Annotated in this window: 16 protein-coding genes; 4 read left to right on the forward strand and 12 right to left on the reverse strand. The window is 47.4% G+C overall.

Annotation, left to right across the window (positions count from 1 at the left end; all coding sequences use genetic code 11):
• Positions 1-67 precede the first annotated feature (67 nt).
• Positions 68-2521, forward strand: a complete 2454-nt coding sequence (locus ACSF8X_RS11350) for a hybrid sensor histidine kinase/response regulator (RefSeq protein WP_500849988.1) — start codon at positions 68-70, stop codon at positions 2519-2521.
• A gap of 90 nt (positions 2522-2611) precedes the next feature.
• Here the strand turns inward: ACSF8X_RS11350 and gnd are convergent, their stop codons facing one another.
• The 7 genes from gnd to ACSF8X_RS11385 form a co-directional block, all read right to left on the reverse strand.
• Positions 2612-4060: a decarboxylating NADP(+)-dependent phosphogluconate dehydrogenase gene (gene gnd, locus ACSF8X_RS11355; protein ID WP_047876984.1), complete on the reverse strand. Its 1449-nt coding sequence runs from the start codon at positions 4058-4060 to the stop codon at positions 2612-2614.
• Between the two features lie 10 nt (positions 4061-4070).
• Complete coding sequence (pgl, locus tag ACSF8X_RS11360) at positions 4071-4793, reverse strand: 6-phosphogluconolactonase (RefSeq protein WP_500849989.1); 723 nt, start codon at positions 4791-4793, stop codon at positions 4071-4073.
• Complete coding sequence (gene zwf / locus ACSF8X_RS11365; RefSeq protein ID WP_047877475.1) at positions 4790-6289, reverse strand: glucose-6-phosphate dehydrogenase; 1500 nt, start codon at positions 6287-6289, stop codon at positions 4790-4792. The genes pgl and zwf overlap by 4 nt, the downstream gene beginning before the upstream one ends.
• Before the next feature lie 329 nt (positions 6290-6618).
• A complete protein-coding gene (locus ACSF8X_RS11370) occupies positions 6619-8211 on the reverse strand; it encodes an ABC transporter ATP-binding protein (RefSeq protein ID WP_500849990.1) in 1593 nt (530 codons plus the stop codon).
• Between the two features lie 30 nt (positions 8212-8241).
• Entirely contained in the window at positions 8242-9258 is a 1017-nt protein-coding gene (locus ACSF8X_RS11375) for an ABC transporter permease (RefSeq protein WP_047876987.1), read from the reverse strand.
• A 2-nt stretch (positions 9259-9260) separates the two neighbouring features.
• Positions 9261-10346, reverse strand: a complete 1086-nt coding sequence (locus tag ACSF8X_RS11380; protein WP_500849991.1) for a microcin C ABC transporter permease YejB — start codon at positions 10344-10346, stop codon at positions 9261-9263.
• 2 nt (positions 10347-10348) lie between these two features.
• Positions 10349-12283: an extracellular solute-binding protein gene (locus tag ACSF8X_RS11385; RefSeq protein WP_500849992.1), complete on the reverse strand. Its 1935-nt coding sequence runs from the start codon at positions 12281-12283 to the stop codon at positions 10349-10351.
• Positions 12284-12444: 161 nt separating this feature from the next.
• Here ACSF8X_RS11385 and ACSF8X_RS11390 point away from each other — a divergent pair, with 161 nt between their 5' ends.
• Together ACSF8X_RS11390 and fusA are read left to right on the forward strand one after the other, a co-directional pair.
• Positions 12445-12762, forward strand: coding sequence for a c-type cytochrome (locus tag ACSF8X_RS11390; RefSeq protein ID WP_047876989.1), 318 nt, complete (start codon positions 12445-12447; stop codon positions 12760-12762).
• Between the two features lie 624 nt (positions 12763-13386).
• A complete protein-coding gene (fusA, locus tag ACSF8X_RS11395; protein WP_500849993.1) occupies positions 13387-15474 on the forward strand; it encodes an elongation factor G in 2088 nt (695 codons plus the stop codon).
• A 111-nt stretch (positions 15475-15585) separates the two neighbouring features.
• On the opposite strand, the gene ACSF8X_RS11400 is transcribed toward fusA, so the two are convergent.
• From ACSF8X_RS11400 to ACSF8X_RS11415, 4 genes are all read right to left on the reverse strand, one after another.
• Entirely contained in the window at positions 15586-16368 is a 783-nt protein-coding gene (locus ACSF8X_RS11400; protein WP_500849994.1) for a DUF4922 domain-containing protein, read from the reverse strand.
• 334 nt (positions 16369-16702) lie between these two features.
• Complete coding sequence (locus ACSF8X_RS11405) at positions 16703-17878, reverse strand: amino acid permease (protein ID WP_047876992.1); 1176 nt, start codon at positions 17876-17878, stop codon at positions 16703-16705.
• Positions 17879-18328: 450 nt separating this feature from the next.
• Positions 18329-18769 (reverse strand): DUF6691 family protein, encoded by a 441-nt coding sequence (locus tag ACSF8X_RS11410; protein ID WP_500849995.1) that lies wholly within the window; start codon positions 18767-18769, stop codon positions 18329-18331.
• Between the two features lie 10 nt (positions 18770-18779).
• Positions 18780-19205 carry a YeeE/YedE family protein gene (locus ACSF8X_RS11415; protein WP_500849996.1) on the reverse strand — a complete coding sequence of 142 codons (426 nt, stop codon included), beginning with the start codon at positions 19203-19205 and terminating at the stop codon, positions 18780-18782.
• 224 nt (positions 19206-19429) lie between these two features.
• Here ACSF8X_RS11415 and ACSF8X_RS11420 point away from each other — a divergent pair, with 224 nt between their 5' ends.
• Positions 19430-21103 carry an FAD-dependent oxidoreductase gene (locus tag ACSF8X_RS11420; RefSeq protein WP_500849997.1) on the forward strand — a complete coding sequence of 558 codons (1674 nt, stop codon included), beginning with the start codon at positions 19430-19432 and terminating at the stop codon, positions 21101-21103.
• Positions 21104-21176: 73 nt separating this feature from the next.
• Here the strand turns inward: ACSF8X_RS11420 and ACSF8X_RS11425 are convergent, their stop codons facing one another.
• Positions 21177-22073: a hypothetical protein gene (locus ACSF8X_RS11425; protein WP_157037757.1), complete on the reverse strand. Its 897-nt coding sequence runs from the start codon at positions 22071-22073 to the stop codon at positions 21177-21179.
• Positions 22074-22259: the final 186 nt, after the last annotated feature.

Here is a 22259-nt window from a genome sequence, read left to right on the forward strand (position 1 = left end):
GTCTCACTAAATCGGAATAGTTTAGTACGTTAAAAGATAGGATATTTTATGTTCAAGGATGACATCAATGAGCACGAAAAAAACGCACTCCATACAAACGCTCCTCTACTGGGGTACGGGCATTATCATGTCTTTTCTTCTCATTTTCTTCTATGCCGACAACCAAGTAGATAAAAAAGAAAATGCGCTTCACCTTTTGCAACTCGACATTGCCCTCTCCTCTCAGCAGATGCTCATGATGCGCAGGCATGAAAAAGATTTTCTTGCTCGCCACGATAATAAATACATAGAAAAAATGATGGATGAAGCAAACGCCATCAAAGCACGTTTGAACACAATCAATGACAATATGACAGTGTATGGACTCGCCACCGATTTTGATTACAAAGAGACGGTTTCTGCCATTGATGCTTACCTTGCACAATTCAACCGCTTAACCAAGACCGTTTATCTTATCCATGGCGACAGCCAAAACAAAGGCGCGATTGATGACCTCAAACAGTCCACATTGGGCTTTGAGCGCGTCGCATTTGTCGCCAATGATGCGCAGTTAACGAACCAGTTAATCGACCTACAATCGTTACTAATCTCGTTTTTCAAAGATTTTGATACCGCGCTTATCCCACAGATAAATACCGCCTTAGATGCACTTCAACGGCAAGTGGATACCCATTCAGAAAACACACTGCTCGCCACACAATTCTCACGGTTTTCCGAACATTACTCTGTACTCAAAAATGACTTTGAAACTCTTGGCTATAGCCATAATGAAGGACAATTGGGGCTGTTACGTTCCACCATCCATCGTGTTGAAACGAGCTTAAAAACCCTCTACGACGATATGCCTACATTAATAGAAAGCAAGCTATCTGCGTATATGTTTTATCACAACCTGTTAGCGGCCTTGCTTGGCGCATCTATTCTTGCCGTCCTCTTTTTTGTGATTCGCTCCGTCTCAAGTTTGGAAGCGGCGCTGCTTGCTTCCAAAGAAAAAGCCACCCGCGCTAACCGTGCGAAAAGTTCGTTTTTGGCCAATATGTCACATGAAATCCGTACCCCACTAAATGGCATTATCGGGATGACGGAAATACTGGCAGACTCTAAATTATCAGCCATTCAAAAAGACTACCTCACCACCATCAATTCATCATCGCAGACATTGCTGATGTTGATTAATGATGTCCTCGATTTGTCTAAGATTGAATCTGGTCACTTGGAAGTGAACGCCCATACCTGTGATATTCGTGAAATCATATACGACACCGCCGCGCTTATAGCCCCGAAAGCACAGCAAAAGAACGTTGATTTACGCATTAACATGGATGCAAACATTCCTGATTATGTACGTGCTGATGAACAAAAAATCCGCCAAGTCATGATGAATCTGGCATCCAATGCCATCAAATTCACGCAAACGGGCTCTGTCACTTTCACCCTGAATCTTGTTCAACAAGACGATCAGAGTTGTGATTTCTACTTTGCGGTGAAAGACACCGGGATCGGTATTGATAGCAGCAAGCATGACCAAGTGTTTGAAGAGTTTAAACAGGAAAGTAATAGCACCTCGACAACGTATGGTGGTACCGGACTTGGATTGGCGATTTCATCCAAAATGATAAAAATGATGGGGGGTGAGATTCAAATTACGTCCGAGAAAGGGCAAGGCTGTGAGTTCTACTTTACGATTCGCCTAGCTCAAGACCCAGAGCAAAGAGTGCGTAAAGGTAAGCAGAAATCTGTCATTTATTGCACCCCAAAACCAGATAGCTTGTTGCTTCAAAATCTAGCGGCAATGCACTACCCCGTTTCACATATCGCCTCACCGGAGGAAATCGCTAGAACCTTGGATAATCCTAGCGCGAGCAACCCACATGCTGTACTGATTCTGGATGTACCCTGTTTTGATAGTCAGGTTGAGACAGTCCATCAACAATATCCTCACCTGCCACTTCTACTGTCACGCCCTAACAATGCTGATAAAGTGGATTATGGTGACATCATTGCTGGTTACATCACGCTACCACTGCTAGGCAGCCGATTAGATGCGTTGATTAAATCCGCCAAAGCCCACAATGCGGACACAAAAGAAGGTGATGAGGCATCAGCAGCAGACGCAACTGAAGATTCAGCCACAAACGGTATGGTATTGGTGGTCGAAGACAACACCGTGAATCAGAAAGTGGTTTCCATTAACCTGAAGAAACTCGGCTTCCAATATGAAATTGCCAATAACGGTGCTGAAGCCCTTGAACTCTTCAAGCAACATCATGATAAAACACGTTTAATACTCATGGACTGTATGATGCCGATTATGGATGGCTTTGAAGCCACCACAGAAATTCGGAAATTTGAACACCAAGAGAAACTCAATGAGACGCACATTATTGCCCTTACTGCGTCCATTCTCGATGACGATATTCAGCGTTGTTTTGATTCAGGGATGAATGATTACCTACCCAAGCCGTTCCGCCGAGAAGTGTTAATCGAAAAGCTGGAAAAACATGCGGTATGTGAAAGCTAGCATACCGTTTATAGCGAGTACGCTTCTCTAGCAAACATAAAAAACGCGGGTCAAAGCCCGCGTTTTTCTGTTCAGCAACGGTAAGTGAAATTACACGTCGTAAGTGGTCGATGAAATGTCGCCACCTTTACCTGTCCAGTTTGTATGGAAGAACTCGCCACGTGGCTTGTCAGTACGCTCGTAAGTGTGCGCACCGAAGTAGTCACGCTGTGCTTGCAGCATGTTTGCAGGCAGACGAGCTGTGGTGTAACCGTTCAGGAATGTCAGTGCAGAAGACATACATGGCATTGGTAGACCTGTCTCGAACGACTTCGCTACCACTTTACGCCATGCAGGCAAGCAGCTTTGCAGAATATCTTTGAAGTAGTTATCCAAACCTAGGAACGCTAGCTCTGGGTTGGCTTCAAACGCATCACGGATATTGCCTAGGAACGCACTACGGATGATACAACCACCACGCCACATTAGCGCTACGTTACCGTAGTTCAGTGACCAATCGTTCTCTTCAGACGCTTCACGGATCAACATGAAGCCTTGTGCGTAAGAGATGATTTTAGACGCTAGCAGTGCCTGACGCAGTGCATCAACCCACTGTGCCTTGTCGCCCTCAATCGCTAGGATTGGGTTGTTGAAGGCTTTTTCTGCTTCAACGCGCTGATCTTTCAGAGAAGACAGGCAACGAGCAAATACAGAGTCAGTGATCAGAGTCAGCGGAATACCATGATCCAGCGCATTGATACCGGTCCACTTACCTGTACCTTTCTGGCCTGCGGTATCAAGGATTTTCTCAACCAGTGCTTCACCGTCTTCATCTTTATAACCCAAGATGTCAGCAGTAATCTCCACTAGGTAGCTATCCAACTCTGTTTTGTTCCACTCGGTGAAAATCGCCTGCATCTCATCGGCAGACAAACCCAAGCCTTCTTTCATGAAGTGGTATGCTTCGCTGATCAGCTGCATGTCACCGTATTCGATACCGTTGTGTACCATCTTAACGAAGTGACCTGCACCTTCTTTACCTACCCAGTCGCAGCACGCTTCACCTTGCTCGGTTTTCGCGGCAATGCCTTGGAAGATAGGCTTCACAAATGGCCATGCTTCTGGATCGCCACCTGGCATGATTGAAGGCCCGAAACGCGCCCCTTCTTCACCACCAGACACGCCAGCACCGATAAAACGGATGCCTTTTTCACGCAGTGACGCGTAACGACGGTTGGTGTCTGGGTAGTTTGTGTTACCACCATCAATGATGATGTCGCCTTCTTCTAGTAGCGGAACCAAGCTGTCAATAAACTGATCAACAACATCACCGGCGCGTACCATCAGCATCACTTTGCGTGGCGTCGCCAATTTGCTGACCAAATCTTCAAGAGAAGTTGCACCGACAATGTTAGTGCCTTTAGCCGGGCCTTCTAGGAACTCGTCCACTTTGGCAACAGTACGGTTAAAAGCGACTACTTTGAATCCGTTATCGTTCATGTTAAGGATCAGGTTCTGACCCATTACTGCCAATCCGATAACACCAATATCAGCTTTCATTTTCTTCTCCTTATACCAGCTCTTTGGCTGCTTCTAAATCTAGATACCACTCGGTTGTGCCAGCAACTGCGCTAACATTAGCAGCAGGATATGCCTGTGCCGCAGGGGCACCATCAGCAATCTCTTTCAAGACCGAAGCCTTGCTTGCACCTAATACCAAGTAAGTAATACGTTTTGCGTGTGCCAATAGATGGGCGGTTTTAGACACCCGGATCTGACGCGTTTCAGGATGGGCGGCGATCACGGCCAACTCAGTTGTCTGGTAATCAGTTTGCCCCGGGAACAAGGAAGCCGTATGGCCATCAGTCCCCATGCCCAGCAAAATCCAGTCGAATACCGGCGTGCCATCCTGTTCAGGAATCTCTGTTCGCATCTCTTCAGTGAAGCGAATCACTTCCATTGCTGCGAATTCTTCACCACGGATACGGTGAATGTTCTCGGCCGGAATATTGATATGGTCAAACAACAGTGCCTTAGCCTGGCCGTAGTTGCTCTGCTCATCGTCCGGTGCAACGCAACGCTCATCACCCCACCAGAAATGCAGGTTTTGCCACTGAATGCGCGTGGCATAATCTGAACCGGCCAAGAAAGAAAAGAGCTGCGAAGGCGTGCTCCCGCCCGATAGCGAAATATGAACCGGACGCCCTAGCTCACTATACTCAAGCATACTGTTCGCCAACGCCTCAACCACCAGCTGGGCATTATCGAAAACGTGATAGTTCATTTTGCTCATAGCTCGCAGTAATCCGTATTGGTCAAATTTTTACATGGGAATCGCCAATGACGACCATCCCGTGATAGCAATTCGTCAGCTTCCTTCGGTCCCCATGTCCCCGCTGCGTAACCGTACAGGTGCTCAGGCTCTTCTTTGTAATCGAGAATTGGCTGAACAAACTCCCAACATGCTTTCACGGCATCGGTACGAGCAAACAAAGTCGCGTCACCCTTCATCGAATCCAGCAATAGGCGCTCGTAGGCTGTCAGCATATGGGTTTCTTCCAAACTTTCGTAATGGAAATCCATAGTGACTTCTTTGGCTTCAAAACCGGCACCCGGCTTTTTCAGACCGAAGCTCATCAAAATTCCTTCATCTGGCTGAATACGGATAATGAGCTTGTTTTCTGGCGCGTGGGCACCAAATACAGGGTGAGGAGTCTTCTTGAAATGGATAACCACTTCGGTTACCCGTGTTGGCAAACGCTTACCGGTGCGGACATAGAACGGCACGCCGTTCCAACGCCAGTTGTCGATAAACATCTTCAAACCCACGTAGGTTTCAGTGCGAGAGTCTTCTGCCACACCGGGTTCATCACGGTAACCTTTGAGCGGCTCGCCGCGTACGTCCGACTCGGTGTACTGACCCAAAACCAGGTTATTCTTGAGATCACTTTCAGACAGTGGTTGCAGGCTGTTTAGCACCTTGACCACTTCGTTTCGCATGGAATCAGCATTGATTGCGGCTGGTGGCTCCATACCTACCATTGCCAAAACCTGAAGCAAATGGTTTTGGAACATATCTCGAACGGCACCGGCGCCGTCATAATAACCACCACGTTCTTCAACACCCAAGAACTCTGCCGCCGTAATTTCAACATAATCAATAAAGTTACGGTTCCAAAGAGGCTCGAACATGCCATTGGCGAAACGGAAAACCAGTAGGTTCTGAACCGTTTCTTTGCCTAGGTAGTGGTCGATACGGTAGATTTGGTGTTCCTGAAAAGAAGCATGGAGATCTTTATCCAGCTGCTCGGCCGTTGCCAGATCATAGCCAAATGGCTTTTCGACAATCAGGCGTTTCCAGCCGTTATCTTCTGTATTGAGGCCATGGGCTGCAAGGCAGCTAGGGATAACACTGTATAGACTTGGCGGTGTCGCCAAATAGAAAGTTGTATTACCGTTAGTCTGGTAAGCCTGTTCGATCTCAACCAAACGATCTTTCAACTTGCTGTAATCTTCTACGTCAGCGGTATCAAGCGCCTGATAATGTAGACGCTCACAGAAAGCATCCAGCACTTGCGGATCAACTTTTTCATTGGCAGTCAAAGAGGCTTTCAACTTTTGCTGGAATTCAGCATCACTGTAATGCGTACGGCTTACACCAAGAATGGCAAACTCTTCTGACAGTAATCCGTTAGCAAAAAGATGATAAAAGGCGGGAATCAATTTGCGATGGGTCAAATCACCCGACGCCCCGAAGATGACGATACAATTATTTTCAGGCTTAACCATAATGCTTTCCCACTCGCCTGAATCCATCAGGACAAGTATTCATATTATTAGTGTTGCGAATGTTATCACTTAGGAAAAAAAGTGACAGACGGTTTTATCTATAATCTCGATAGGCAAAACCGATAGCATCACAGCCAACACTCTGTACCGCAATGCTGCTGCTCACATTTTAGTCGCTCGTAACAAAGTCGCCGCTTTCGCGTCTCATTATGCGGCACTAATGATAATACTCATAATAGAAATATCTGGTTGTACCAGAGCAGTAAGTCCCTACTATTCATGGGGAATATATAAAAGTGGGAACTAAACAATGCAGATATCCAACGTTGCTAGATTTGAGACAGCGTCACCAATTGCTGGGTATAGCTATGTTGCGGTGAGGCAAACAGGCTCTGCGTATCGCCCTGCTCGACAATCTCTCCTTGGCGCAAGACCACGGTATAATGGCAAAGCGATTTCACGACGGCCAAATCATGGCTGATAAACAGATACGTCAGTTGATACTTGCGCTGGAGATCCTTGAGCAATGTCAGCACTTGATATTGAACGGTTCTGTCCAGCGATGACGTTGGTTCATCCAACAAAACAAAACGCGGCCTGAGCACTAATGCCCGCGCAATCGCAATACGCTGGCGCTGCCCGCCTGAAAATTCATTGGGATAACGATGACGGGTAGCCGGATCCAACTCTACGTCAGACATCACTTCGCAAATCAGGGCATCTTCCTGCTCAGGTGTCAGCGCTTGATGTACCTTCAAGCCTTCGCCAATAATTTGTGCTACCGACATTCTTGGGTTTAATGCTGAAAACGGGTCTTGGAAAACAACTTGCAGTTTGCTTCTGTATGGCAGCATCTGGCCCCGGTTAAATGCGGAAATATCCTCGCCGTCAAAACAGATTTTCCCCTCGCTATCGAGCAACCGCAATATCGCCATTCCGATAGTGGATTTGCCCGAACCACTCTCGCCGACCAACCCCACGCTCTGACCGGTACGCAGCATAAAACTCACATCGGTCACCGCCTTGATATGACTCTTAACCCGCTTAAGTATGCCGCCCTTAATCGGAAACCACACCCGCAAACGATCGATATCAAACATCGGGGACGCCCCAGCGGGAACCGCAACCGGCTCCCCGGACGGGTCAGCATTGATTAGCGTCTGGGTATAGCGCTCTTGGGGATCAGTAAAAATAGCGTCTTTCTCACCCACCTCGACCAACCGCCCCTGCTGCATCACCGCAACCCGATCCGCCACCCTGCGGACAATGCTCAAATCATGGGTGATAAACAGCATCGCCATCCCCAGCTCTTGTTGAAGTTGGCTGAGCAAATCCAAGATCTGCGCCTGTACAGAAACATCTAACGCTGTGGTCGGCTCATCGGCTATCAACAATTCGGGTTCGTTGATCAGTGCCATTGCAATCATCACCCGCTGACGCTCCCCGCCTGACAGTTCATGCGGGTAAGACTCCAGCCGGGCCGCAGGGTTACGGATCCCCACCTTCCCCAACCACTCCAATGCTTTTTGCTGGGCAGCCTGCTGCCGTGTCCCGCGATGAATGGCTAACGTCTCGCAAAGTTGGCGGCCTATCTTATGCAATGGATTCAGTGACATCATCGGCTCTTGGAAAATCATGCCGATACGATCCCCTCGGATCCGCCGCATCTCTCGCTCGCTGCAACGCAGCATATCGATGCCATCGTAATCCACCGTCCCTTCTAAATAGCGGGTCGACGATACGGGCAGCAGCCGCAATACGGCATTGGCCGTCACTGATTTACCCGACCCGCTCTCCCCAACCAATGCCAACGTCTCCCCCTTGGCCACATAGAGAGATACCTTTTCCGTAACCTGACTGACCGTCTTCCCGTCATGAAAGCCGATCGAAAGGTTCTTGATTGTCAGCAAAGGGGTCGCCATCCTGTCACTCCTCGCATTCTCTTTTTTGATTTACCGCTGCCGATGCGGGTCAAAGGCATCGCGTACTGCCTCACCAACAAACACCAACAGGCTTAGCATGATTGACAGCACTACAAAGGCAGACAAACCAAGCCAAGGAGCCTGCAGGTTACTCTTTCCCTGTGCCAGCAATTCCCCCAACGATGGTGAACCCGCAGGCAAACCAAACCCCAAAAAATCCAGCGAAGTCAGCGTTGTCACTGAACCGCTCAAAATAAAGGGCATCATGGTCAGTGATGCCACCATCGCATTTGGCAGCATATGGCGCAGCATAATACGCCCGTCACCAACCCCCAGAGCCTGAGCAGCACGGACATAATCTAAATTTCGACAGCGCAGGAACTCCGCCCGCACCACCCCAACCAACCCCATCCAGCTAAACAGCACCATGATCCCGAGCAACCACCAAAAATTCGGCTCGACAAAACTCGACAGGATGATCAGCAAAAATAGCGTCGGCATTCCAGACCAGACCTCTATAAAGCGCTGGCCAAACAAATCGACCCAACCGCCATAATAGCCCTGGCACGCGCCAACAATGACACCGACAACAGAGGAAATTACGGTCAACGCAAAACCAAACAACACCGAAATCCGAAAACCATAAATGATCCTTGCCAACACATCCCGTCCCTTGTCATCCGTACCGAGCCAATTCACGCTATCAGGGGGAGAAGGCGCAGGGCCATTAAGGTTGAAGTTAATCGTGTTATAGCTAAAGGGGATCAGCGGCCAAACCATAAAACCGTCTTGGTTGATAAGATCCGCGACATAAGGGTCGGTGTAGTCGGCTTCTGCATCAAACTCACCACCAAAGGTGGTTTCGGCATATTGAACCCATATAGGGAAATACCATTGGCCGCTGTATTTCACCAACAGCGGCTTGTCATTGGCGATAAGCTCGGCAAACAGGCTGATCACAAACAAAGCAGAAAAAAGCCACATCGACCAATAGCCACGTTTATGAGCTCGAAACCTCGCCCAGCGCTCCTTCGTAATTGGTGTCATCCTTAGCGCGCCTCAAAGTCAATCCTCGGATCAACCAAGGTATAGGTAATATCCGAGATGATATTCAACAACAGCCCCAACAGAGTCATGATATACAACGAGCTAAACACCACCGGATAGTCACGCTGTATCGTCGATTCAAACCCAAGCAGCCCAATTCCCTCTAACGAGAACATCACCTCAATTAACATCGCACCGGTAAAAAAAATACTGATAAAGGCAGCGGGAAAACCTGCGATGATAATCAGCATCGCATTGCGAAACACATGCCGATACAAAATACTGCGCTCATCCAGCCCCTTGGCTCTCGCCGTGACCACGTACTGCTTGTTAATCTCATCCAAGAACGAATTTTTGGTCAACATGGTCAACGTGGCGAAGCCGCCAATGACCATCGCGAGGATCGGCAATGCCAAATGCCAGAAGTAATCGACAACCTGCTCAATACAACTCAACTCATCAAAATTAGACGAAACCAGCCCGCGAAGAGGAAACCAACTAAAGTAGTTACCGCTGGCAAAGAAGATGATCAAAATAATGGCAAACAAAAAACCGGGGATAGCATACCCAACTATCACCAAAGCACTGCTCCAAACGTCAAACCGAGAGCCGTGTCGAATTGCTTTTGCTATGCCGAGTGGGATTGAGACCAAATAAATGATCAACGTGCTCCAAAGACCAAGGGATATCGACACCGGCAGGCGATCAACAATCAAATCAATGACGTTCCCGCCTTTGAACAAACTCTCGCCAAAATTAAAGGTGGCGTAGTTTTTGAGCATTTCCCAGTAACGTTCCAGCAACGGTTTATCAAACCCAAACTGTGCCTTAATTGCATCGACAACCTCCGGGTCTAATCCCCTCGAGCCTCGATAGCCACTCTGCTGCTCGGCCACATCCTGACCGCTCACTTCACTGCCACCGCCAGCAAAACGTTCCATGATCCCAGAGCCGTGACCTTCAAGCTGGGCGACAGCCTGCTCAACTGGCCCTCCGGGGGCAATCTGAATCACGAAGAAGTTAATAGTGATAATGGCCCATAGGGTCGGAATAACCAGCAACAGGCGCCGGATAATATATGCCCCCATAGCTAACGCCTCTTCACTGGCAGTTTGCTGACCTTATCCTTATCAACCCACCATGTATCCTTCCCCAATGAATACTTGGGCCTGATCTCCGGTCGGGCAAACTTATCCCACATTGCCACCCTGAACATGCTGATATGCCACTGGGGGATCACATAGAAATTCCATTGCAATACGCGATCGAGCGAACGCCCCAAACTCAGGAGCTTGTCCGGATGTTTCTGGTTGTCTGCGATTTGATCGGTCAAGTAATCAATCGCAGGATCACTCACCCCTGCCGTGTTGTAGGTACTGTCTATAAAATGGCTGTTCCATGCGATAAGCAAATTCGGGCTCGGATAGGGATTGGCGGAATACCCTGAAGAAACCATCTCAAAATCTCGGTCACGAAGCCGTTTAATATATTGGGTGGTATCCACCGTCCTCAAGCGCATATCGATACCCATTAGCTTGAGGTTCTTTTGCATCGGAATAGCAATACGCTCCGTGGTAGGGCTGTACATCAGTAGCTCGAAACGGAAAGGCTCACCGGTTTCGATATTGGTCATGACTTTATTTTTGACCTGCCACCCAGCCTCTTTCATTAACGCCAAAGCCGTCCGCAACTGTGAGCGGATCCTGCCACTACCATCACTGACCGGAGGCTGGTACTCTTCAGTAAATACTCTGGGTGGGATCTGGTCTTTTATCGGTTGAAGCACAGCGATCTCATCAGATGAAGGAAGCCCTTTGGCCTCGTAGTCTGTATTTTGAAAATAGCTGCGGGTACGGGTGTACTGATTGTAGAAAAGGGACTTGTTCATCCAGGCGAAGTCCATGGCGTATGCCAATGCCTCACGAACCTTGGGATCTGCAAACATCGGTGACTGAGTATTGAATACGAATGCCTGCATGCTCTGGGGAATTTGGTGGGGGATCTCCTCCTTAATAATGTAGCCTTTATCAAAATTAGCGCCCTGATAGAGAGTGGCCCAGAACTTGGCGACATTTTCCTCCCTGATATCGTATTCGCCCGCCTTAAAGGCTTCTAGCGTCACCGTCTCATCACGATAGTAGTCATAGCGGATAGTATCGAAGTTGTGACGGCCGATATTAACAGGCAACTCTTTGGCCCAGTAATCCTCAACCCGCGAATATGTCACACTCTGCCCGGACTTGTAGCGGGTAATTTTATAGGCGCTACTCCCCACTGGCGGACTATTGAGGGGCTCAGACAAATCAAGGTCTCGCCAAATGTGTTCAGGCAGTACACTCATCCCCTGCACTAACGCCAACAACACTTCGCGATTAGGCTCTGCCATTTCAATCTTTGCCGTCAAAGCAGCGGTTGCAGTGACTGACTTGACCGCCTTGAAATACACCTTGTATTGGGCAACCCCTTCTTTCATAAACTTGTCGTAGGTAAAGGCAACATCTTTTGCGGTAATCGGCATCCCGTCGTGAAAACGGGCCTTAGGGTTGATATCAACCTCCATCCAGCTATATGTTTCGTCATAGCGGACCTTTTCCGCAATCAATGGGTAAAAACTATCAATTTCATCTTCCGAGGAAACAAATAAGGTATCGTAAATAGCATCGCTGCCTGCCGCCGACACCCCTCGTGACGCATAGCGATTGAAGCTATCAAAAGTACCAACCTGAGCATAAGTAACCTGCCCCCCTTTGGGCGCATCAGGGTTAACATAATCAAAATGCTTAAAATCCGATGGATATTTGGCAGTACCAAAACCAACCAATGACGTAGACTCAATCACTGAAGGGAGGGCTGCATTATCGCTGGCCGGTTGGCTTGTGGATAAAGACTTGGCGTCTTGCTCTACAGCATAAGCGGATGAGGTCGAGAAGATTACGCCAGAAAATGACAAAAAAATCACTGCGGCTGTGGAAAGCGCCAGCCTGCCATGTGGTGCGACGCTAACTGCGGTAGTCCATAACGCCATAATTTTACTCCCAACCCAACTGTGTTCCTCATCTTTTTACGATAGGTCAGGAATAGGAAATCACCAAACCGCAAACATATACCACAAAATATGCTTCCGAATTGGTCAGTATATAGGTATAACCTAACCTGCTATCCCATACACACCTTTTATTTTACCTTATGAACAAGCTATTTATCCCTTGCCTACTTGTTGCCTTGATGAGCACACCAAGTATTGCCATGCCCAACGGCAATGCCGAAACAGGCAAAACCAAAGCATTCTCTTGTCAGTTCTGCCACGGTGCGACCGGCAAAGCAACTCAAACCACTTACCCTAATCTCAACGGACAAGATGCCCTTTACCTCTTCCGTTCCATGCAAGACTACCAACAAGATCGGCGGACTGGCCCATTGAGCGCGATGATGAAACAGCAATTATCTGCACTCAATGAACAAGATCTGGCTGACGTCGCTGCCTTCTATGCCGAACAGAACTAACGAAAGCCCAAAGCAAAAATGAAACCAGCGGCATATCGGTATTCTTGACTCACTCAGCCTACCGCTGTGCCCTGCTCTACCTTCTGAGTCTAAATACGGCAAAATAAGGGCAAACACGCCTTATCGTAATAAAAACAATAATCTCAACGCGTTAATCAGCGCACCTTCACGGCTCACCCATACACTGAAAGCATATTTTTGAAGCATCAAAAAATATTAGATCATTGAAATAGCAAAAATATGAGGTTTGTAGCCCTATAGAAATGGCTTTATTGTCTCTGCCACTGGTATGCCGTGTTAATAACGTCTAAAATTAACCCGACCTGATGGCAGCAGCCATCTACCTTTTCTGGTGCAAGGCGCCAGTAATAGCGAAGTCAACAGCTATGGTTGCTGTGTTCTGGTTATCTGAACACCAGTGTTCAGACTCGAGAATCTACCGCCGCCATGGTTTCTTGCATCGTGCTTGTGGGAATATTGACCATTTACGCCTTTTAATACAAAAAGGCGGAGCAAAAACAAGCAAATGTTCATTTTATCGTAAATGAACTATGTAATATTTGTCTAAATCAGTGATATACTCCCCGACCGAATAGTGACAGTAATTGTTTATAGAGAAAAACAATGACAGATTTATCTAAATACAGAAACATTGGTATTTTCGCGCACGTTGATGCGGGTAAAACCACTACTACTGAGCGTATCCTTAAGCTTACTGGTAAAATCCACAAGATCGGCGACACGCACGACGGCTCTACTACTACTGACTTCATGGAGCAGGAAGCTGAACGTGGTATCACAATCCAGTCTGCAGCAGTTAGCTGTTTCTGGAACGACCACCGTCTAAACGTTATCGATACTCCAGGACACGTTGACTTCACAGTTGAAGTATACCGTTCTCTGAAAGTACTTGACGGCGGTATCGGTGTATTCTGTGGTTCTGGCGGTGTTGAACCTCAGTCAGAAACTAACTGGCGTTACGCTAACGAATCAAACGTATCTCGTCTGATCTTCGTTAACAAACTGGACCGTATGGGTGCAGATTTCTTCAACGTTGTAGAACAAGTTAAGAACGTACTAGGTGCTACTCCACTTGTTATGACTCTACCAATCGGCCGCGAAGAAGACTTCGTAGGTGTTGTAGACGTTCTAACTCGTCAAGCTTTCGTATGGGATGACACTGGTCTTCCAGAAAACTACGAAATCAAAGAAATCCCTGCGGATATGGTTGATGACGTAGAAGCTTACCGTGAAGAGTTGATCGAAACTGCTGTTGAGCAAGACGACGACCTAATGGAAGCGTACATGGAAGGTGAAGAGCCTTCTATCGAAGACATCAAGCGTTGTATCCGTAAGGGTACTCGTGACCTAGCATTCTTCCCAACGTTCTGTGGTTCTGCTTACAAGAACAAAGGTATTCAGCTAGTTCTAGACGCAGTTGTAGATTACCTACCTGCTCCAAACGAAGTTGACCCACAACCTCTAACTGATCCAGAAACTGGTGAAGAGACTGGCGAAGTAGCAACTGTATCTGCTGACGAACCATTCCGCGCACTAGCGTTCAAGATCATGGACGACCGTTTCGGCGCCCTAACTTTCGTACGTATCTACTCTGGTAAGCTAAACAAGGGTGACACCATCCTTAACGCAGCTACTGGTAAGACTGAGCGTATCGGCCGTATGGTTGAGATGCAAGCTGACGAGCGTAACGAACTAACTTACGCTCAAGCTGGCGACATCATCGCTATCGTTGGTATGAAGAACGTTCAGACTGGTCACACTCTATGTGATCCTAAGCACGAATGTACTCTTGAACCAATGATCTTCCCAGTTCCAGTAATCTCTATCGCTGTTGCTCCTAAGGACAAGGGCGGTTCTGAGAAGATGGGTATCGCTATCGGTAAGATGGTTGCAGAAGATCCATCATTCCAGGTTGAGACTGACGAAGAAACTGGCGAAACTATCCTGAAAGGTATGGGTGAACTTCACCTAGACATCAAGGTAGACATCCTTAAGCGTACTTACGGCGTAGACCTAATCGTTGGTCAGCCACAGGTTGCTTACCGTGAAACTATCACTACTCCAGTAGAAGATAGCTACACGCACAAGAAGCAGTCTGGTGGTTCTGGTCAGTTCGGTAAGATCGACTACCGTATCAAGCCTGGCGAGCAAGGTTCTGGCTTCAAGTTCACATCAACAGTTGTTGGTGGTAACGTGCCTAAAGAATTCTGGCCTGCAGTAGAAAAAGGCTTCGAAGGCATGATGAACACTGGTCCTCTAGCAGGCTTCCCAGTGCTTGACGTTGAAGTAGAGCTATTCGACGGTGGCTTCCACGCAGTTGACTCATCTGCAATCGCATTTGAAATCGCAGCGAAAGGCGCATTCCGTCAGTCTATGCCTAAAGCAGGTCCTCAGCTTCTTGAGCCAATCATGCACGTTGACGTGTTCACTCCAGAAGACCACGTTGGTGACGTAATCGGTGACCTTAACCGTCGTCGCGGTATGATCAAAGATCAGCAAGCTGGTGTAACTGGCGTACGTATCAAGGGTGATGTACCTCTATCAGAAATGTTTGGTTACATCGGTACTCTACGTACTATGACTTCTGGTCGTGGTCAGTTCTCTATGGAGTTCGCACACTACGCACCATGTCCTGCAAACGTTGCTGAAAAAGTAATCGCTGAGCAGAAAGAAAAGAACGCTAAGAAGTAATTTTTAATTACGACTAACGTTTAAAAAACCCGGTTGCTTCGGCAACCGGGTTTTCTTTTATTCGTATGTTTTTGTTATAAGCCTTCTCGCCAATAACATCACCAGAAACGACTATTCATTCGTCCCTACACTGCATTCAGCCAAGAACCGCAGCAGACCATACTGCTTCAACCATTCGAGCTGCTCTTTTCGCTTAACCAAAAAACGACCGCTGTAATTCATTCCGTTAGCAAACACACCTGCGATATTGTTCACCGCACGAGGCAAGACCAAGAGCCAGTCCTTACTCAGCAGAACATTGTGCGGACTACACTCTCCATGCTCATCAGGGCCAAGCTGTAACTTTGCCAAGGCAGCCAGATAGTTACCATAAATGGATTCAGTATCTAAGTTATTTGAGCGACTAACCACATGCTCAAACGGTAAAGCACCCTGCCCGATCAACTCAGACAATGGGACTGCCGTTTTTACCAACTGCATATGCCGATGTGGCTGGCTGGCCCCCGCTACCGGGCCGCAATTATAAAAGCCCAGCACATCGTCAGCATCGAAACCAAGCAGCCAAGCCTTGAAGTCAGCAAGACTTAAGACCTGCGTTTGCGATACAAAATCCTTGGAACAAATAAGTAGATGTGGCGAAATGACCGGAAACTTATTAAGCAGACAAACGTGGCTGTCACCCGCCTCAGCAACATACATGGCAGATTCATATGGCAAAAAAGGATTTGCATGGCTACTTGATGAGATGAGTTTCTTACCCGCATTTTCCGTCACCACATGACCCAAATAACACACCCCGTCTTGCTCAATCGTCACCGCCTGAGTCGCAATTGGCATCAGATCCCCAGATGCCATCGACTTTTCCGTAACCCGTTCCGCCATTTTCCAAAACATTATTGATATCCCATTGAATTACATACAAACACTATACGCCCGCAGTATATAACGCATCAAGTGTACTGGAATATTTACACTCCACTCCTTCTAAGTAATCTATATATTTCTGCTATCTATGGCTCGAATTATCAAAACTTTGTATCATCGAAGCCATTGGAAACAACTGCTTTACCCTATTTATTAGCGTACTCCAAAGCAGTATGAGATCTTTGTTTGGTCACTGAGATTTCACCGGTAATCTTGTTTGGTCGCAAATTACCACTCCAACCCAATAAAAAAGGCGCTTACCCTAAGGTAAACGCCTTTTTGCCGTACCTGATTATCTGATTGTTCAAATCAACTCAGCGGCTAACATAAAGCAACCGAACAGGAAGCTCAGCCCTAGAGCCAACTGGCCGCCACCAACACGGTATAGCGCACCAGAAGCATCAACCTCAAACTGCGAATCATCTTGACCACGCAGCTTCATTGTCATTGCCATCGGAATAAAGACGGCAAGGAAAACCAAGATAATACCGGCATAGCCCAGTACCGATAGGAACTGGTCAGCCGCGACAACCGCACCAACCAATGGCAGGATAAAGGTCAATACATAGGTCACTGCACGGTTCTGACGGAACATATCGACATTCTGATCAAACAATGCCATCGCCACCCCCAAGAATGACGTCAATAGCGCCAAGCCAGTAAAAATCGACAATACCGCATTAATCATGCTGTGCTTGGCGCCCAATGCCGCAATCAGCTCAGAGACATTCGAGAAACCCACCATTTGATCAGCATTCAGATTACCCATTGCAGCATATAGCCACAGTAGGTAGCTAACCAACGGGATCATCGAACCCACGATAACCATATTACGCAATTGCTTATGGCTGGCCCCCTCGTTGTATGTCACCAGTGAAGGAATCACAACCATAAAGCCGAAACTGGTGAACAGCACCGAACTTGTCTTAATCAACGCAACCTTGCTGTCGCTTGTCGCCAACATCAAGTTATCCACCGTCATGGTCGGTACCAATGACATTAGAGTAACCGCCAGCATCAGCACCATGATGGCAAATAGGATACGGTTAATCTTATCCACAGTTGCCGTCCCGGCTGCGACCACCAAACCTGCCAGTACAGTGAAGACAATCTGGCTTTGTAGCATAGTAAACTCAAGGCCGATTCCTGATAGCAATTTCTTCAGCAAATCACCCGCACCAATGATATAAGCCATCAGCAGACAAACTAGCAAGGCGTACAAAAGGCCATTTGTCACAACCTGACCACCTTTACCCAGTGTCTTACGTGCGATGGTATTCATACCCAAGCCACCACCTGCTTTGATACTGGCTTCAAGCAGCAATAATGCCGCATAGGTGGTACCCAACCAGATAAAGAGCATCAATAGCGTGCCCCACACCAGGCCAAATTGAGCCAGCACCATAGGAATGGCCAACATACCGGCACCTAGTGCGGTACCCGCGATAATTAAAGAACTTCCAACTAATTTCAGGTTCACGATTTAAATCTCAACAGTTATCGCAATGCCCATCGCATCCGCAATGTACAAAGCATTAAAAAAGGACAGTGAAGAAGACCACCATGCCAAACGGCAAGCTATAGCTATGGATTAATAGCTAAAGTGGCTAAATCGAAATGCGGTGATAAAACCGTAAAACTGAAAATGCTCAGAAGTCTTATGGGCAAGACTCTGCTTGATAGAGGGGGTTATAGAATGTTTAGGGGCAGAATTATGCCGCCCTGTGGGGTGCGTGTTCATGTATCGTACTCCAAAAAACGATATTTCCCTGAGTATCAGGTAATCATCCTATGATTAGCCTGTCTTTGTTTGGTCATTAAGCAACTTATCCGGCTATCTGTCCTACATCAACAGGCATTTGGCATTTTTTTGCAGCACGTTACATAAACTTGATATAGATCACAAAAACACAGCTATCATCACTAGCATTCAGGAGGTTTGTTTAACCATTAACCGCTCCCCCAGTGGCGCTATTTTCATCCCTAGCAGCAGTGCTGCCAAAAATATAATCATGGCCGGATTCAGACCCGAGATGGAGGTAACCGCAGGCCCAGGACAAATGCCCGCCATCCCCCAACCCACACCGAACATTGTCGCGCCAAGCAACAGCTTTTTGTCCAGTATTGTGGAGGTTGGTAAGTTAAACACCCCACCAAAGACAGGCTGTTGCCGCCTGTGTACAAGCAGCCAGTAACCCGGAGCAAAAACCAACAGCGCTCCCCCCATGACGAAGGCTAAGCTAGGATCCCATTGACCTGAGATATCCAGAAAACCGATTACCTTCGCAGGATCAACCATTCCGGACAGCATCATCCCAAACCCAAACAACAATCCCGACACCAATGAAACCATCATAACTCTGAACGACATAGCCCACTCCTCAAACAATGTATAGACGCAGGTAGGTTGTAATCACAGCCACGGCCATAAATACCCCGGTAGCAACCACTGAACGCTTCGACAAACGCCCAAGACCACAAATACCGTGGCCACTGGTACAGCCATTTCCCAAGCGTGTCCCCATCCCCACCAATAATCCCGCTATGGCTATGACCAAGGGGTTACTAACAGGCAAACTCTCCGGCAACGAAACACCAAAAGATGGCGTCACCAATCCGGCCAACACCATACCCAACAAAAACAACCAGCGCCAACTACGCTCGGCCTGAGGTGATTCCGTATTCATTGCTCCGGAGACTATCCCACTAATCCCAGCTATACGACCGCTAAACAAAAGCAGCAGCAATGCCGATGTACCCAACAGCATCCCTCCCACTAAGGCCAACCACGGAATTTCAATACTCATCACGGTTCCTCCACCAAAATGCCTGCCTGTATCTATCCACGTTTTTCCACAGCACCACTCCAAGGTATCGTGTTTGGGGTGACTCTTTTTACAGAGTTACTCAGGGCATATAATTAGTCAACACTAAATTAGAAAAAACTAAATTAGACAAGTGCAATGAATGTTTTTATAGTAGCCCTAATATTGTCATTGCCAACTTGGCGATCTGTGAAAAAGGGAATCGTATGACCAAGATTTTAATTATCGGCGGTGTTGCAGGTGGGGCGTCGGCAGCAGCTCGAGCACGACGACTAAGCGAAGATGCCGAAATCATCATGTTCGAAAGAGGCCACTTTGTTTCATTTGCTAATTGTGGATTGCCTTACCATATCAGCGGAGATATTAAGGATAGAAGCAAATTACTCCTGCAAACGCCAGAGAGCTTCTTGGCGCGCTTCAATGTTGACGTTCGGGTAATGAATGAGGTTATTGCCATCGATCGTCAGAACAAGACCGTAACGGTTAAAAATCTTGTTGATGGCAGTGAGTATTCCGAGACCTACGATTTTCTATTACTCAGCCCTGGAGCCGGACCTGTCATCCCGCCGATTCCCGGAATCGATAACCCGCTGACACATTCGCTGCGTAACATTCCTGATATGGATCGCATCATTCAAACGCTCCAGTCAAATAAACCCAAGCATGCTACTGTCGTGGGCGGTGGCTTTATCGGCCTAGAAATGATGGAAGCGTTCCACCAGCTAGGTATAAACACCACTCTCATCGAGATGGCAGACCAAGTAATGACGCCTGTCGATAGGGAGATGGCGGGGTTTGCCCACGCTGAAATCCGCGACAAAGGTGTAGATCTTAAATTAGGGGCTGCACTTACGGCCGTTGAGTATCAGATATCAGATCAAGACAGCCAACCTGATAACACAGGCCATTTAAGCCTGACATTAAGCAATGGTGAAACACTCATTACCGATATTCTAATCATGGCTGTTGGTGTTCGTCCCGAAACCAAGTTGGCACAGGATGCAGGTCTGCAGATTGGCGAACTAGGTGGCATTTATACCAACGACATAATGCAGACCAGTGATCCTGCTATTTATGCCGTGGGTGATGCCGTCGAAGAGAAGGACTTTGTGACGGGCGCACAAACACTTGTTCCGCTTGCTGGCCCTGCCAACCGTCAAGGCCGTATGGCGGCAGATAATATGCTTGGCCGCAGTGAGAGCTATCAAGGTACTCAGGGCACGGCGATCTGCAAGATCTTCGACTTAGCTGTTGCCTCTACGGGCAAAAACGAAAAGCAGCTTAAACGTGATGGTATTGCGTACGAGAAAGTATACGTCCACACCGCCAGCCACGCGAGCTACTATCCCGGAGCAGAAACTGTGTCGTTCAAGATGCTGTTTGACCCACAAAGTGGCAAGATTTTCGGGGCACAAGCAGTCGGTAAAGATGGCATCGACAAACGTATCGATGTCATGGCGGTGGCACAACGTGCAGGAATGACGGTCGAGCAGCTGCAACATCTAGAACTGACATACGCACCACCCTATGGCAGTGCCAAGGACGTGATAAACCAAGCAGCTTTCGTCGCCACCAATATTATCAAAGGTGACAGCACCCCGATTCACTTTGATGAAATAGACAAGCTCAATGACAATCAGCTGCTGCTCGATGTTCGCAATCCTGGTGAGCTAAAAAATATGGGCTTTATCGACGGAGCCATCAACATCCCGGTAGACCAATTACGCCAACGCATGGACGAATTGCCGAAAGACAAAGAGATCATCATCTACTGTGCTGTCGGCCTGCGTGGCAACGTCGCATACCGCCAGTTAGTCAACAATGGCTACAAAGCCCGTAACCTTATTGGCGGATACCGTACTTACACATACGCCCAATAAGCCACTCTTTCCAAAAGCAACCAAGAAATACCATCTGCCTACACGCCGTCATGATGTAGGCAGATGGCGCAACTCAGTAATCTGATGACTTATCTTTGTCCCTATACCCTACGTCCTTGCCACTGTCGTCATGATGATATCGACGATCATAACTGTCATCTTGATAGTGTTGATGTCGGTACCAGTTATACCAATATGGCCATTTCACACTTTTTTCTTGAATATTAAGAACAAATAGGCAATCAAAAAACATCGGATCACCGACATTACCGGCAAAATTGGTAAGATCAACCATCCCCGAAAGCCTTACTGTCCCTTTGTGCCGCCAGTACTCACCATACCCCTTGAGGATACTATTTTTATCACTGGCCGCCCCTGTGATATGGGTCACCGTATTGCCTTCAGGCGTCACCGTTTCTTGCAAAGCAGGTTGAACCGTCGTTAATCCCCGACTCACGATTAGGCCATCAGGAAGATAAAAGAAAGTCGTACCAATGAGCTTAAGGCCATCACCTTCTGGCGTGATTTCAGATAAGCAATCAGTCGCCGAACCAATAAACTCTCCAGTTGCATGATCCTTTAATCCAACATCAAAACATATGGCAGGATCTGGCACCTCATCTCCGTCGATGTCTGGAACCTCACCTTCATACATTTTCCCTGTACCCACCAGATTCAAGACAAGCCGCTTTGATGATCCAGAATCACTGTCTGATGAGTCATCATAACTATGACTATGATAAGTGTTGCTAGAATGCGTATATGAGGATGTATAGTGTGAAGAATACGAACCTTTGTCATCATCGTCGTCATCATACTTACTGTCTGTCTCATCACTATCCGAATAACTCTGATGATAATACCGATCATCATCATCGTCATCGCGATCATATTTGCCCGAAGCCACACTCACTCCAGACAACCCCACACACATTGCTGTGAGCAAAAGGGTTAGAGTTTTCTTTTTCATCTTGATACTCCACGTATATCGCTGGCATCATTCATTTGTTACCCGCCAACTTTGAATCTGTGTTACTTGTTGCACCTCGACAACAAGATGCACCAAACAGACATTTATACTGTAGATGAATTAAGAATTAGCTTCAGATGTGAGGCCTTAGCTCAATATTGAAATACAATGCCAAATCAAATCATT

Source organism: Photobacterium panuliri (assembly GCF_059920555.1).